The organism is Novosphingobium fluoreni (assembly GCF_014196615.1).
Lineage (GTDB): Bacteria > Pseudomonadota > Alphaproteobacteria > Sphingomonadales > Sphingomonadaceae > Novosphingobium > Novosphingobium fluoreni.
The window spans coordinates 187,944-201,258 of record NZ_JACIDY010000003.1; the positions used below are offsets into that span (position 1 = coordinate 187,944).

At 63.8% G+C, this 13,315-nt stretch carries 13 protein-coding genes and 2 tRNA genes; 6 read left to right on the forward strand and 9 right to left on the reverse strand.

Annotated features, from left to right (window positions below; translation table 11 throughout):
* Positions 1-91 precede the first annotated feature (91 nt).
* Genes GGR39_RS08045 through tkt form a run of 4 tightly spaced genes read right to left on the reverse strand, consistent with a single transcriptional unit; the run spans position 92 to position 4,789 of the window.
* A complete protein-coding gene (locus GGR39_RS08045; protein ID WP_183616660.1) occupies positions 92-1,291 on the reverse strand; it encodes a phosphoglycerate kinase in 1,200 nt (399 codons plus the stop codon).
* Positions 1,288-1,764 (reverse strand): MOSC domain-containing protein, encoded by a 477-nt coding sequence (locus GGR39_RS08050; protein ID WP_246388482.1) that lies wholly within the window; start codon positions 1,762-1,764, stop codon positions 1,288-1,290. Before GGR39_RS08050 ends, GGR39_RS08045 begins: the two co-directional genes overlap by 4 nt.
* A gap of 16 nt (positions 1,765-1,780) precedes the next feature.
* Positions 1,781-2,788, reverse strand: coding sequence for a type I glyceraldehyde-3-phosphate dehydrogenase (gene gap, locus GGR39_RS08055; protein ID WP_058737592.1), 1,008 nt, complete (start codon positions 2,786-2,788; stop codon positions 1,781-1,783).
* Between the two features lie 15 nt (positions 2,789-2,803).
* Positions 2,804-4,789 (reverse strand): transketolase, encoded by a 1,986-nt coding sequence (tkt, locus tag GGR39_RS08060; protein WP_183616662.1) that lies wholly within the window; start codon positions 4,787-4,789, stop codon positions 2,804-2,806.
* A 183-nt stretch (positions 4,790-4,972) separates the two neighbouring features.
* Between tkt and GGR39_RS08065 the strand changes: the two genes are divergently transcribed.
* The 4 genes from GGR39_RS08065 (at position 4,973) to GGR39_RS08080 (ending at position 6,490) form a co-directional block, all read left to right on the forward strand.
* Positions 4,973-5,173 carry a hypothetical protein gene (locus tag GGR39_RS08065; protein ID WP_183616663.1) on the forward strand — a complete coding sequence of 67 codons (201 nt, stop codon included), beginning with the start codon at positions 4,973-4,975 and terminating at the stop codon, positions 5,171-5,173.
* On the forward strand, positions 5,170-5,475 hold the full coding sequence (locus GGR39_RS08070; RefSeq protein WP_183616664.1) for a cell division protein ZapA: 306 nt from the start codon (positions 5,170-5,172) through the stop codon (positions 5,473-5,475). The genes GGR39_RS08065 and GGR39_RS08070 overlap by 4 nt, the downstream gene beginning before the upstream one ends.
* A gap of 179 nt (positions 5,476-5,654) precedes the next feature.
* A complete protein-coding gene (locus GGR39_RS08075) occupies positions 5,655-6,275 on the forward strand; it encodes a 5-formyltetrahydrofolate cyclo-ligase (protein WP_343055828.1) in 621 nt (206 codons plus the stop codon).
* Positions 6,275-6,490, forward strand: a complete 216-nt coding sequence (locus tag GGR39_RS08080) for a DUF2842 domain-containing protein (protein WP_058737596.1) — start codon at positions 6,275-6,277, stop codon at positions 6,488-6,490. The genes GGR39_RS08075 and GGR39_RS08080 overlap by 1 nt, the downstream gene beginning before the upstream one ends.
* Before the next feature lie 172 nt (positions 6,491-6,662).
* Here GGR39_RS08080 and GGR39_RS08085 read toward each other — a convergent pair.
* The 5 genes from GGR39_RS08085 to thyA all read right to left on the reverse strand — a co-directional run bounded on the left by GGR39_RS08085 (position 6,663) and on the right by thyA (position 11,721).
* A tRNA-Asp gene (locus tag GGR39_RS08085) sits at positions 6,663-6,739 on the reverse strand.
* A gap of 150 nt (positions 6,740-6,889) precedes the next feature.
* Positions 6,890-8,317 carry a dihydrolipoamide acetyltransferase family protein gene (locus GGR39_RS08090; protein WP_183616665.1) on the reverse strand — a complete coding sequence of 476 codons (1,428 nt, stop codon included), beginning with the start codon at positions 8,315-8,317 and terminating at the stop codon, positions 6,890-6,892.
* Between the two features lie 4 nt (positions 8,318-8,321).
* Positions 8,322-9,374: an alpha-ketoacid dehydrogenase subunit beta gene (locus GGR39_RS08095; protein WP_183616666.1), complete on the reverse strand. Its 1,053-nt coding sequence runs from the start codon at positions 9,372-9,374 to the stop codon at positions 8,322-8,324.
* The gene (locus GGR39_RS08100) at positions 9,374-10,687 is read right to left on the reverse strand and encodes a 3-methyl-2-oxobutanoate dehydrogenase (2-methylpropanoyl-transferring) subunit alpha (RefSeq protein WP_183616667.1); all 1,314 of its coding nucleotides are present in this window, start codon (positions 10,685-10,687) and stop codon (positions 9,374-9,376) included. The genes GGR39_RS08095 and GGR39_RS08100 overlap by 1 nt, the downstream gene beginning before the upstream one ends.
* A gap of 92 nt (positions 10,688-10,779) precedes the next feature.
* A complete protein-coding gene (thyA, locus tag GGR39_RS08105) occupies positions 10,780-11,721 on the reverse strand; it encodes a thymidylate synthase (protein WP_183616668.1) in 942 nt (313 codons plus the stop codon).
* A 145-nt stretch (positions 11,722-11,866) separates the two neighbouring features.
* On the opposite strand from thyA, the gene GGR39_RS08110 reads away from it, so the two are divergent.
* Both GGR39_RS08110 and GGR39_RS08115 read left to right on the forward strand, forming a co-directional pair.
* Positions 11,867-11,943 (forward strand) — tRNA-Pro (locus GGR39_RS08110).
* A 137-nt stretch (positions 11,944-12,080) separates the two neighbouring features.
* On the forward strand, positions 12,081-13,277 hold the full coding sequence (locus GGR39_RS08115) for a diguanylate cyclase (protein ID WP_183616669.1): 1,197 nt from the start codon (positions 12,081-12,083) through the stop codon (positions 13,275-13,277).
* Positions 13,278-13,315 lie beyond the last annotated feature (38 nt).

The following is a 13,315-nucleotide window of genomic DNA, read 5'->3' on the forward strand; positions in this document are numbered from 1 at the left end:
CGCGCGAAATCGAGGCACGCTGGCGCGAAGCCCGCACCTCTCGACTTCGCCCGCCACAATAAGGGGAAGAGGTTGCATAAGGGAAGAAGGATCAGGCCTCGAGCGCCACGACGCCGGGCAATTCCTTGCCTTCCATCCATTCGAGGAAAGCGCCGCCCGCGGTTGAAATATAGGAAAAGTCCTGCGCCACGCCGGCGTGGTTCAACGCCGCAACGGTATCGCCGCCGCCAGCGACGGAGACCAGCGATCCCTCATGCGTCAGCGCCGCTGCCGTTTTGGCGAGAGCCACCGTCGCTGCATCGAACGGCTGCATCTCGAACGCACCCAGCGGCCCGTTCCAGACCAGCGTCTTGCAGGTCTTTAGTACGTCGCCCAGCGCCTCGGCAGCCGATGGCCCGGCGTCCAGGATCATCTCGTCCTCGGCCACCTCATGCACGTTGCAGGTGCGCAAGCTGGCCGGGTTTGCCGCGAATTCTTTGGACACGACGACTTCGTACGGAAGATGCACAGTGCAGCCCGACTTGTCGGCCGTTTCCAGGATCTTGTTCGCAGTGTCCGCCAGGTCATGCTCGCACAGCGACTTGCCGACGTTCACGCCTTTGGCGGCGAGGAAGGTGTTCGCCATGCCTCCGCCGATGATCAGGTGATCGACTTGCGTGACGAGGTGCGTCAGCACGTCCAGCTTGGATGAGACCTTGGCCCCGCCGACCACGGCAGCGACCGGCTTCACCGGCTTGCCGAGCGCGGCATCGAGCGCTTTCAGTTCCGCCTCCATCGAGCGTCCGGCATAGGCCGGCAGCACTTTCGCCAAACCCTCGGTCGTCGCATGCGCGCGGTGCGCGGCGGAGAACGCGTCGTTCACGTAGAAGTCGGCGTTTTCGGCCATCGCCTTCGCCAGGTCGGGATCGTTCTTTTCCTCGCCCTTCCAGAACCGCGTGTTCTCCAGGATCGCAATATCGCCAGGACGCAGGATGCCTACGGACTGCTTGACGATGTCACCCGCGATCTCGGGAACGAACATCACTTCCTTGCCCAGCACCTTTTCGACGGCGCCGACGACCATCGAGAGCGATTGTGTCGAGACACGCTCCCCCTTCGGACGGCCAAAATGCGCCAGCAGCAGGACCTTGGCGCCCTTCTGCGACAGTTCCAGTACGGTCGGTGCGGCAGCGCGGATGCGCGTATCGTCGGTGACGCTGCCATCCTGCATCGGCAGGTTGAGGTCGACACGGACCAGCGCGACTTTACCGTTTACGTCACCAAGATCGTCCAGGGTCTTGAAACTGCTCATCTTTCGATCCTTATTTCATCGCCCACGGCGATCTCGCCGTCCGTCAATACTTTACCCAGAAAACCGCCCCGCCAGTCTGGCAGCAATGCGGCTTTCAGGCCGGGCAGCAATTCTTCCATGCGGCTGCATGGGTCGCATTCCTGCGTGATCTCTATGCGCAAGGTCGCGCCGATCGCCACGATCGTGCCGGCCTCGCGCGGCAGCCGCAGATGTTCGATCAGGAGATTGGCGCGGCGGGCATGCCATGGCAGCCTGTCTCCGGGGCGGACTTGGAGTTCGGCCATCGCCGCGTCCCAGCAATCAGCCTCTATGAGCGAGACTTGCCGGCGCCCCTTGCCGCCCGGTTTCACCGCGCCGCGAAAGTCACCTTGCAAGCCGCCCACGACGGAGACGCTGACGTGATCGATCGGCTCGATAGGTCCGCGCGGCCGTGCATGCCGCGCGATCCCGCCCAATCGTCCCGTCTGCATCATCCGTTGATCGCGTCGCTTAGATAAGCTTGGCGATCACGCCGGCCGTGTCGACCATGCGGTTAGAGAAGCCCCACTCGTTATCGTACCACGACAGCACGCGAACCAGCTTGCCTTCGAGCACGGCCGTTTCCAGGCTGTCGATGGTGGACGATGCCGGATCGTGGTTGAAGTCGATCGAGACCAATGGCTCTTCGGTGAACGCCAGCACACCCTTGAGTTCGCCTTCAGCGGCTTCCTTGAGCAGCTTGTTGACTTCCTCAACCGAAGTGTCGCGGCTGGGCTGGAAGGTCAGGTCGACGACCGAGACGTTCGGGGTCGGCACGCGGATCGACGAACCATCGAGCTTGCCCTTCAGGTCGGGTAGGACGAGGCCGACAGCCACGGCGGCGCCAGTGCTGGTGGGGATCATGTTCATCGCCGCAGCGCGGGCGCGGCGCGGGTCGGAATGGATCTGATCCAGGATCTTCTGGTCGTTGGTGTACGAGTGGATCGTGGTCATCAAGCCGCGCTCGATGCCGATCTTCTCGTGCAGGACTTTCGCCATCGGGGCGAGGCAGTTGGTGGTGCACGACGCGTTCGACACGACAAGATGCTCGCCGGTGAGCTGGTCATGGTTCACGCCATAAACCACGGTCAGGTCGACGTTCTTGGCCGGGGCCGAGATCAGCACGCGCTTCGCGCCGGCCGAAAGATGCTTGGAGGCGCTGTCCTTGTCGGTGAAGAAGCCGGTGCATTCCAGTGCGATGTCCACGCCATTGGCGGCGTGCGGCAGATTGGCGGGGTCGCGCTCCGCCGTCACCTTGATGCGCTTGCCGTTGATGACGAGATCGTCACCATCGACTTCCACCGTGCCTTCGAAAGCACCGTGAACCGAGTCACGCTTGAAGAGGAGAGCGTTCGCCTTGGCGCTCGCGAGGTCATTGATCGAAACGAGTTCGAGATCGTGGTCGGTCCGCTCCAGGATGGCGCGAGCGACATTGCGCCCGATACGTCCGAAACCGTTGATCGCAACCTTGGTCGCCATGAGAACTTCTCCTTCTTAAGTGCTGATTCTATCCAGAATTTGGGGAACGATCGCATCCGCCGTGAAGCCGAAGCGCGCAAACAGGTCCTTGGCGGGAGCCGACGCGCCAAAGCGATCAAGGCCGATGTTGAGGCCATTGACCATCGTGTAACGCTCCCAACCCCAGGTCACGCCCGCCTCGATCGAAACGCGCAGGATCTGCGACGGGTCGGCATCGGGAAGGAGATCACGTTTGTAGGCTTCGTCCTGCTGCTCGAACAATTCCAGGCAAGGCGCGGAGATCACGTCTGCACCGATACCCTGGCCTTCCAGTTTCTCGGCCACCTGCAGCGCGATCTGCACTTCCGAGCCGGTCGCCATCAGGATTACCTTGCGGGCGCCCTGCGCGCTCTTGAGGCGATAGGCCCCGCGCGCGGACAGCATGCCGCCTTCGTGGCGCAGCTGCGGCAGGTTCTGGCGAGTCAAGGCCAGCACCGACGGTGTCTTGGGCGATTGCAGCGCCAGCATCCAGCACTCCGCCGTCTCGATCACATCGGCTGGGCGGAACACGTTGAGATTGGGGATCAGCCGCATCGACATGATGTGCTCGATCGGCTGGTGCGTCGGCCCATCCTCACCAAGGCCGATGGAGTCGTGCGTCAGCACGTAAACGACGCGCGTTTCCTGCAGCGCCGACATGCGGATGGCGTTGCGGCAATAGTCGGAGAAGATCAGGAACGTGCCGCCGTAGGGGATCACGCCCCCGTGCAGCGCCATACCGTTCATCGCCGCAGCCATGCCGAATTCGCGGATGCCGTAATAGACATAGCGACCGGCATAATCGTCTGCGGTGAACGGAGCCTGGTTCTTGGCCTTGGTATTGTTCGAGCCGGTAAGATCGGCCGAGCCGCCGATCATCTCGGGGATCGCCGGCACCAGCACGTTCAGCGCGTTTTCAGACGCCTTGCGCGTGGCGATGTTGGCGTCACCCTGCAGCCAGGCATCGAACGCGGCGCGAATATCCGCGTCGTCGGAAAGTTCACCCTTCATGCGGCGCTGCAGTTCCGCTCCTTGCGGATCGGCGGCGGCACGAGCCTCCCACTCCTCACGCGCGGCAACACCGCGGCGACCCGCCTCGCGCCAATCGGCCAGCACGTCTTCGGGGATGACGAAAGGCTCGGACGTCCAGCCCAGGCCCTGGCGGGTCAGCGCGATCTCGTCAGCCCCCAAGGGCGAGCCGTGGACATCGTGACCGCCCTGCTTGTTCGGTGAGCCCTTGCCAATGATCGTGCGGCAAGCGACCAGGGTCGGCTTTTCGGACAGGTCGGCTTCCGCCAGCGCCCGCTCGATGTCCGCGAAGTCGTGACCATCGCACTGGATCACGTCCCAGCCCGAAGCACGATAACGTGCCGGGATATCTTCGGTGGTGGAAAGCGAGGTATCGCCATCGATGGTGATGCGGTTATCATCCCACAGCACTTTGAGGCGGCCCAGCTTCAGCGTGCCGGCCAGGCCGATCGCCTCGTGATTGATGCCTTCCATAAGGCAACCGTCACCCGCGATCACCCAAGTGTTGTGATCGACAAGGTCATCGCCGAAGGTGGCGTTCAAGTGACGCTCGGCAGCGGCCATGCCCACGGCCATCGCCAAGCCCTGACCCAGCGGGCCGGTGGTGCACTCGATACCGGGGATCAGGAAATTCTCAGGGTGACCGGCGCAGACCGAACCCATCTGGCGGAAATTGCGAATATCCTCGATCGTCGGGCTGTCATAACCGGTCAGATAAAGGAGCGAGTAAATCAGCATCGAGCCGTGGCCGGCGGACAGGATGAAACGGTCGCGGTCGGCCCAGTCCGGGCGCGAGGGATCGAAACGCAGGAACTTGCTGAACAGCACCGTGGCGACATCGGCCATGCCCATCGGCATGCCGGGGTGGCCCGAATTGGCTGCCTGCACCGCGTCCATCGACAGCGCACGGATGGCGTTCGCCATCGGCGCGTAGCGGGTGGGATCGAAGCTCATGCAGGTACTCCGCGCAGTCTTTGGTTGGCGAACGCCGATTCGTATTTTCGCGGCCTCCTTCGCGGCTCGGGCCATCCCCGTCAAGGCGCGGCCCGGCGCGTGTAGGGCACTGGCGAGGATATTCATTCACAGCTTTCTGCCGCAAATGCTTGTGCCGCCGGGATTGCACGTTAGCCAGAGCGAATGGATGAGGGATCACTCATCGCGTCGCTTGACCGGATCGAGGCTGCCCTCGCCCGCGTCGAGGCGTGCGCGCAGCATACAGCCGGAGCATCCGCGAAGGCGCCGGACGACGATCTGGAACGCAGGCACGTGGCGCTTCGCGGCAGCGTTCAGGCGGCGCTCGCGCGGTTGGATGCGCTGCTGGACGAGCGGGAAACATGAGCAACGTCCAACTCACGATCGGAGGGCGCGGCTTCACAATCGCCTGCGCCGATGGCGAGGAAGCGCACGTCACTCGCCTGGGCGAGATGATCGACGCCATGGTCTCCGAAGGAGGCCTGCGCACGCAGAACGAACCACGGATGCTTCTCTATGCCTCGCTGATGCTGGCGGACCAGTTGCATGAGGCGTTCCGGCGGCTGGACGCGCAGCCCACGCTCGATCCCTCGGCCGCCCAGCGCCTCGACCAGATCGCGGCCAGGCTGGAAACATTGGCCGCACAAATGGAGCACGCGGCACCTTGAGTGACCGAGCTGCAAGCCCTACATAGGGTTTGACGGGATCTGCCCGGCACGTGCCGTTCGAACATCCCTGAGGCTATAAGTAATCCATATGGGGGCTGTCCCTGGTCGGATCCTGGTCCGGCACACATGGTTCCCACCTGACGTTGACGCGTCAGAGGATTTCTAGGAAACGACCCACGGTGGACCCGTCACCCCCGACCGATCTGAGCGAAGAGAAGACGCGGCTGCGCAAGGCGTTCCGCGTCGCGCGGCGCGAGCATGTGGATGCTCTGCCGCAAACGATGCGCGCGCTGCTGTTTTTGCGACCGCCTGTGCCCGTCGTGCAGAAGATACCCGAGGCAGCGATCGTCGGCCTGTATTTTCCTCATGCCTACGAAGCACCGGCGCTGTCCTATGCGCGGTGGTTCCATGAACGCGGGCATTCTGTCGCCCTGCCTCGGTTCGAAAGCCGCGAGGCGGCGATGGCGTTCCATCGCTGGGACAACCCGCTGGACGAGGAAAGCCTGAAGGCCGGACCTTTCGGCATGCCGCAGCCGGACAGTGATACGGATTCGGTCGTTCCCGATGTCCTGTTCATGCCGCTGGTGGCGTTCACGGCAAATGGCCAGCGACTGGGTCAGGGCGGCGGGCATTACGATCGTTGGCTGGAGGCCTATCCCGACACGCTGACCATCGGCCTTGCCTGGGATGTCCAACTCGCGGAAAGCCTGCCACATGAAGCGCATGATCGCCCGCTGGCGATGGTGGTGACGCCGACGCGGCTATACGAAACCCCGGCCTTGCAAAAGAGAGACCGTTGATGCGCGAAGAGCCGACATGGCGGATCCCGGTGGGGATACTTGGCCTGGTGGTCGCGCTGGGGCTATATGGGCTGGCGATCGCCAACTTGCTCGCACCCTGGATCGCCGGGTGGCCGGCTCTGGCGCAGGCGCCGGTTTATCTGGTGCTGGGGATCGTGTGGATCCTGCCCTTGCGACGGTTTCTGATCTGGATGGAAACCGGACGCTGGGGCTGATGCCCGGCTCTTTGCGTCGCATTGATTTTCGTCGGTACCGAAGCAAGCTGAGGCATTCTGCAGCAGGCCCTGAGGCGTCCTGCTTCCGCCCGATCTGAACGGTCGGAGGGCGGCCCCGGCTAACTTACCAAGGCCGCCCTATCATCCGATAAAATCAGAAAAATTCCCCAAGTGGCGCGAGTGACGGGACTTGAACCCGCGACCTCCGGCGTGACAGGCCGGCGCTCTAACCAACTGAGCTACACCCGCGTTCTAGAACGTTTTTAGGCGTGCACCCCTTGGGGAGCCGCGCCTCTATGGCAGGTGGCGGGGGCTGTCAACACTGCTTTCTCGGCTCTGTCATTTTTCCTGCCGGGCCCCCTAAAATACCACCGCGAATAAGGTGCGGTTAGCGCGGCATTAGCGCGCCAACAGCACCGCCGGAGCCTCTATGAGTTTCTTCAGCGCTTGCGCGAAGCTGGCGGCATCCCAGCCGTCGACGACGCGGTGATCGCAGCTCATCGAGATATTCATCAGCTTGCGCTTCTCGACCCGCTCCTGCCCGTCCGCACCGCGCACGAACATCGGCCGCTCGACGATGCGGTTGGGGCCGATGATCGCGACCTCCGGGCGGTTGATGACAGGCGTCGTCGCCACGCCGCCCATCGGCCCCAGCGAGGTGACGGTGATAGTGGAGCCGGAAAGCTCGGCCGACTTGGCGGTGCCATCGCGGGCGGCCTGGGCGAGGCGGCCGATCTCGTGCGCCAGTTGCCACAAGTTACGATCCTGCGCGTCCCGAATCACCGGCACCATCAGGCCTGCCGGAGTTTGTGCCGCCATGCCCAGGTGCACCGCGCCGTAGCGGGTCACTACGCCCGCCTCATCGTCGTAATGAGCGTTGAGCATCGGGAACTCGGGGATCAGGCGGCAGATCGCGCTGATCAAGAACGGCAGCATGGTCAGCTTGGGGCGATCCCCCCGAGCCGCGTTCAACTGCGCTCGTGCTTCCTCCAAGGCGGTGACATCGTATTCCTCGACATAGGAGAAATGCGGGATGCGGCGCTTGGAGGCGGCCATGTTCTCGGCGATCCGGCGGCGCAGGCCGATGACGCGCACCTGCTCGTCCGCACCCTTGCGCCCGGCGGGCTGGAAGCCACCTGCGGCGTTGTAGGCCAGGAAGGCATCGAGATCGGCGTGGCGGACGCGGCCATCCTCCGCCGAGCGCACTTCGCCAAGGTCTATGGCCAAATCGGCGGCGCGCTTGCGCACGGCGGGGCTGGCAAGGACTTTGGCGGCGGGGTGTGCTGGCTTTATGCCACCCTTCCCGTTCGGGTCGAGCGGTGCCGAGACACGGGGTTCAGGGGTTGCGCGCGGTGTCTCGACTTCCGCTGCAGGCGGAAGTTTATCCGGAGCGCCCGCTGTGCGGGCAGACGAGGGGCTCGACACGAACGGGGGTGATGTCTGAATCTGCTCGGCCGCCATGGCGCGATCGGCATCATCGGCATCGGGGTTTTCGGCCTCGATCCGCTCCTCGACCACTTCGGCCTTTGGGGCGGGAGCAGGCGCGGCAGCAGAAGCCGGAGCCGCCGGAGCTTCCTCCACGTCCCCTTCCGTCTCGATCACCACCAAGGGCGAGCCGATGGCGATCACGTCGCCCTCTGCGCCGGCCACTTCGACGATCTTGCCCGAAACCGGGCTCTCCATCTCTACAGTGGCCTTGTCGGTCATCATGTCGGCCAGGCGGCCGTCTTCCTCGACCATGTCGCCGATCTTGACGTGCCAGGCGACGATTTCAGCCTCGGCGATGCCTTCGCCAATGTCGGGCAAGCGAAATGTGTAACGACCCATTGGATCAGTCCTTCAACAAACGATCGACCGCCTCACCGATGCGGACGGGACCGGGGAAATACGCCCACTCGAGGCTGTGCGGATAAGGCGTGTCAAAACCGGTGACGCGCTCCACCGGGGCTTCCAGGTGATAGAAGCACCGCTCCTGCACCAGCGCCGACAATTCCGCGCCGAAGCCGGAGGTGCGTGTCGCCTCGTGTATCACTAGGCATTTCCCGGTCTTTTCCACAGAGGCTTGCACAGTCTCGATATCGAGCGGCACCAGGGTGCGCAGGTCGATGATTTCGGCATCGACGCCTTTTTCGGCCAGTACCGCCTCGGCAACGTGGATCATCGTGCCGTAAGCCAGCACGGTCAGCGCCGAGCCTTCCCGCACCACGCGCGCCTTGCCCAGCGGAATCTTGTAGTACCCTTCGGGCACCTTGCCGCCGGGATGGCTCTTCCAGGTCTTGGACGGGTTGTCGTAATAGCCGTCGAACGGGCCATTGTAGATGCGCTTGGGCTCGAAGAAGATGACCGGGTCATTGTCCTCGATCGCGGCGATGAGCAGGCCCTTGGCATCGTGCGGGGTGGCCGGGATCACCGTCTTCAGGCCCGCAACGTGGGTGAACAGCGCCTCCGGGCTCTGGCTGTGCGTCTGGCCGCCGAAAATCCCGCCGCCGAATGGAGAGCGGATCGTGATCGGCGCGGTGAACTCTCCGGCAGAGCGATAGCGCAGCCGGGCCGCCTCGGACACCAGCTGGTCGAGGCCGGGATAGATATAATCGGCGAACTGGATTTCCGGCACCGGGCGCAGGCCATAGGCGGCCATGCCCACCGCCGCGCCGATGATGCCGCATTCGTTGATCGGCGAATCGAACACGCGGTTCTTGCCGAACTTGCTCTGCAGCCCGGCGGTGGCGCGGAAAACGCCGCCGAAATAGCCTACGTCCTCACCCATGATGACGATATCGGGATCGCGGGCCATCATGATGTCGAGCGCTTCGTTGATCGCCTCGATCATGTTGAGCGGGCGCGAAGGTGCATCGTGCAGGCTGACGGGTTCTTCCTCGATCATCAGCGTGTCTCCCCGTCTTCTTTCCATTCGGGCCATTTGGTCCGCCGCTCGCGAATGGCCTGTTCGGCCTGCTCCTCAAGATGCCAGGGCAGTTCCTCGAACACGTCCTCGAACATCGTGTGGAAAGGGTGGTGGAGGCCGTGGCCGAGAATGCCGTTCTTTTCGGCCTCCTTGGTGGCGGCTTTCACCTGCTCCGCCAGTTCGCGATCCATGGCGGTCTGCTGGTCTTCCGACCATTCGCCCAGCGCGATGAGGTGGTGCATCAGCCGCGCGATCGGATCGCCCAGCGGCCACTCCTGCCGCTCCTGCACGGAACGATAGGCGCTGGGATCGTCAGAGGTGGAATGCCCCTCGGCGCGATAGGTGAAATGCTCGATCAGGGTCGGCCCGGCATTCGCCCGCGCCCGGTCCGCCGCCCAGCGCGTGGCGGCATAGACCGCCAGCGCATCGTTGCCGTCCACGCGAAGCCCGGCGATGCCATAGCCCTCCGCCCGTGCCGCGAAAGTGGCGCGCTCAGCCCCTGCAAAGCCGGAGAAGCTGGAAATCGCCCACTGGTTGTTGACGACGTTCAGCACCACCGGCGCGTTGTAAACGGTGGCGAAGGTCATCGCCGCGTGGAAGTCTCCTTCAGCGCTCGAACCCTCGCCGATGAAGGCGGTGGCGATGCGGGTGTCGCCCTTGATCGCGCTGGCCATCGCCCAGCCCACCGCCTGCGGGAACTGCGTGGCGAGATTGCCGGAGATCGTGAAGAAGCCATAATCGCGCGCCGAATACATGATCGGCAGCTGGCGGCCCTTCAGCTTGTCCGCCCGGTTGGAATAGATCTGGTTGACCATCTCCAGCAGCGGATAATCGCGCGCGATCAGCACGCCTTGCTGGCGATAGCTGGGAAACACCATGTCCTGTCGATCGAGGGCATAGGCGCTGGCGACCGAGGTCGCCTCTTCGCCGGTACACTTCATATAGAAGCTGGTCTTGCCCTGGCGCTGGCTGCGGTAGAGCCGATCGTCGAACGCCCGCGTCAGCGCCATCGTGCGCAGCATCCGGCGCAGCGTCTCGGCGTCAAGCTTGGGGTCCCACGGCCCGACGGCGCGGTGATCCTCATCCAGCACGCGGATCAGATCCACGCACAAGGGCTTCGTTTCCGATGCCGGGCATGTCTCATCCGGGCGGGGTTGCGCACCGGCCGGCGGGATATCGATATGCGAGTAATCGACGGTGTCGCCCGGCCGAAAGCGCGGCTCGGGCACATGCAGTTGCAGTGGCGGCAGATTGCCGCGTGGCGGTGCCGACTTGGAGCCGCTATCGGCCATTTCGCATCTCCCGCGCTTGCTCAGGAGACAAGGCACCCGAGAAGCATTGTTCTAAGATGCGGTCATAATATTGCGCGCTTCCGCAATGTCAATCAGACCGCGACAGGTGCCGCGATGTGTTCCTGGGGTGCATATCCGCTCACCGTCATGTCTTCGATCCGATAGTCGAAGATCGAGGCGGGGCGCCGGTTGAAGGTCAATCTCCCCTCTCCTGCCGGGATTCGGGAAAGCTGTTCTTCCACCAGGGCCGCGTGATTGAGATACAGGTGCACATCGGCTCCTGTCCAAACGACTTCGCCCGGCTCCAGGTTGCATTGCTGCGCCAGCATCCGCGTCAGCAGCGCCAGCGACCACATGTTGAAGGCAAAGCCCAGCCCCAGGTCGCAGCTGCGCTGAAACAGCATGCCGGAAAGCCGCCCGTTGGCGACGTGAAACTGATAAGTCTTGTGGCACGGCGGCAGCGCCATCGCGTCCAGCTCCGCCACGTTCCACCCTTCGATGATATGGCGGCGGCTGCCGGGGTTGTGCTGGAGGCTCTCGACCAACTCCGCGATCTGGTTGACGCCGGGGCCTTGCTTGTAAAGCCCTTCGCCCACCGGCTGGTACGTCGGCCAATCGACCCACTGCTTGCCGTAGACCGGTCCCAGGTCGCCCCAACGCTCGGCAAACTCTGCATCCTCCACGATCCGGCGGGAAAAGGCCGCCCGCTCGATCGGCTCACCGGTTTCGCGGCGATAACGGTCCAGCGGCCAGTCGGTCCAGATTTCCACCCCTTGCGCGCACAGGGCGCGGATGTTGGTGTCTCCCGTCAGGAACCACAGCAGTTCGCGCGTGGCCGTTTTCCAGTAGACGCGCTTGGTGGTCAGCAGCGGCATCGCGCCATCGGCCAGATTGAAGCGGATCGTCTCGCCAAACAGGGATCGCGTGCCGACGCCGGTGCGGTCCACCCGCTCGTCGCCCTCTTCCCAGATGCGGCGCATCAGGTCCAGGTACTGCCACTCCCAGTGGCGCGAGCGGTCGTTAGCATCAGCCATCCGCATTGATTAGGCCCGCCACAGCGACGTGCCAAGCCGACGCGGAGAAAAGCACACAGAGTTGTCGCTGCCCGCTTGCCCTCCCCCCAATCGCTCTCTATAGGCGCGCTCCTGTCTCGAGCCGACGAAAGTCGGCACGATCGGTCGGGGAGTAGCTCAGCCTGGTAGAGCACTGTCTTCGGGAGGCAGGGGCCGGAGGTTCGAATCCTCTCTCCCCGACCATTTCATTTTTTTGCTGGTGGTCGCGTTTACTGGGCTTCGCGACGGTGGCCCTTGGGCCCGCCAACATCATTACCCGTTCTTAATCACACTCTAAGCATTTCCGGCTAGTTCTGTGCCCGTAGTAGGGGTGGATCGGCATGAATGTTCCGGAGATGCTCGTCCGGCGGGTGGATGAGTTGAATGGCAAGGCGCGCTTTTTCGTTGCCGCCGTGGCGGTGATGGGCCTGTTGCTGATCGGTTCCTCCATCGTCGCATGGCAATCGAGCAAGGAGCAGAAAAGGCTCGACGCCGCCTACACCCAAACAATGCGCGTGCTGCGCACCACGGCAACCGTCAAGGTGGCGACACTGGAAACCTTGCGGGGTGAACGCGGCTTCCTGCTGACCGGCCGCCCCGCCGAACTGCAGCCATACTTTGCCGGTCGCCGCGAACTGGCCCGCAGTCTCGACGAACTCGATCGCTACGTGCCCGAATCGAACGGCCATGACGCGATGTACGATCTGCGGCACAGCGCCGGTGAATTCCTGCTCCACGTGGACGAGGTGGTCCGCCTCACCCGAGCCGGTCAGATCGACCGCGCGCGGCTGACAGTGCAGCGTAGCGCGGTGGGCGATGTGATCGCCGCGATCGATCGCACGTCAGACGTAGTGATCGCCGAGGAGCGCGCGCGGCTGGACGATTTGCAGGACAATGCGGCGCGCGTGATGAAGACGCTGCTGCGGTTCGTCTATCTCACCTCATTAGCCGGTCTGTGCCTGCTGGCCCTGGCCGTGGTCGCCGCGATCGCCTTGCGCCGCTCGTTCCAGCGCGAGAAGGCCTATCAGGCCGAGCTGCGCAAGCGTGCCGAAACCGACGAGTTGACCGGCGTTTCCAACCGGCGCGAACTGCTCAGCTATCTGGAAACCCGAATGGCGGAGGCTCGGCGGCTGGGCACGCCCCTGTCGTTCGCCATGTTCGACATCGACAACTTCAAGCGCGTCAATGACACGCACGGCCATGGCGTGGGAGACGAGGCCATCCGGCACGTCGTGTCCAATGCGCAGGCCACGGTGCGCATCAATGATCGGATCGGACGCATGGGCGGCGAAGAGTTCGGGATCGTCCTGCCCAAGTCCTCGGAAGAAAACGCCTACATGGTTTGCGAACGCATGCGCGCGCGGCTGCGAGGCAATCCGTTTGCGCTGGACGACACATCGGTGCTGCTGGTCACGATCAGCACCGGCATCGCCAGCCTGACGGCGGACGATGACGCGGCCAGCTTGATCGAACGAGCGGACAAGGCGCTTTACGAAGCGAAACGCAGCGGACGCGACGTGGTGAAGCTGGCGGCCTGAGGTTGGCTTCTCCCGCCTTGATCTAGTTCCTAATCAAG

Excerpts from the sequence above, each read along its gene's own strand:
- GGR39_RS08045 (WP_183616660.1), bottom strand. The coding sequence starts at position 1,291 with ATGAGCAGTTTCAAGACCCTGGACGATCTTGGTGACGTAAACGGTAAA.
- GGR39_RS08050 (WP_246388482.1), bottom strand. The coding sequence starts at position 1,764 with ATGATGCAGACGGGACGATTGGGCGGGATCGCGCGGCATGCACGGCCG.
- gap (WP_058737592.1), bottom strand. The coding sequence starts at position 2,788 with ATGGCGACCAAGGTTGCGATCAACGGTTTCGGACGTATCGGGCGCAAT.
- tkt (WP_183616662.1), bottom strand. The coding sequence starts at position 4,789 with ATGAGCTTCGATCCCACCCGCTACGCGCCGATGGCGAACGCCATCCGT.
- GGR39_RS08065 (WP_183616663.1), top strand. The coding sequence starts at position 4,973 with ATGGATGAGGGATCACTCATCGCGTCGCTTGACCGGATCGAGGCTGCC.
- GGR39_RS08070 (WP_183616664.1), top strand. The coding sequence starts at position 5,170 with ATGAGCAACGTCCAACTCACGATCGGAGGGCGCGGCTTCACAATCGCC.
- GGR39_RS08080 (WP_058737596.1), top strand. The coding sequence starts at position 6,275 with ATGCGCGAAGAGCCGACATGGCGGATCCCGGTGGGGATACTTGGCCTG.
- GGR39_RS08090 (WP_183616665.1), bottom strand. The coding sequence starts at position 8,317 with ATGGGTCGTTACACATTTCGCTTGCCCGACATTGGCGAAGGCATCGCC.
- GGR39_RS08095 (WP_183616666.1), bottom strand. The coding sequence starts at position 9,374 with ATGATCGAGGAAGAACCCGTCAGCCTGCACGATGCACCTTCGCGCCCG.
- GGR39_RS08100 (WP_183616667.1), bottom strand. The coding sequence starts at position 10,687 with ATGGCCGATAGCGGCTCCAAGTCGGCACCGCCACGCGGCAATCTGCCG.
- thyA (WP_183616668.1), bottom strand. The coding sequence starts at position 11,721 with ATGGCTGATGCTAACGACCGCTCGCGCCACTGGGAGTGGCAGTACCTG.
- GGR39_RS08115 (WP_183616669.1), top strand. The coding sequence starts at position 12,081 with ATGAATGTTCCGGAGATGCTCGTCCGGCGGGTGGATGAGTTGAATGGC.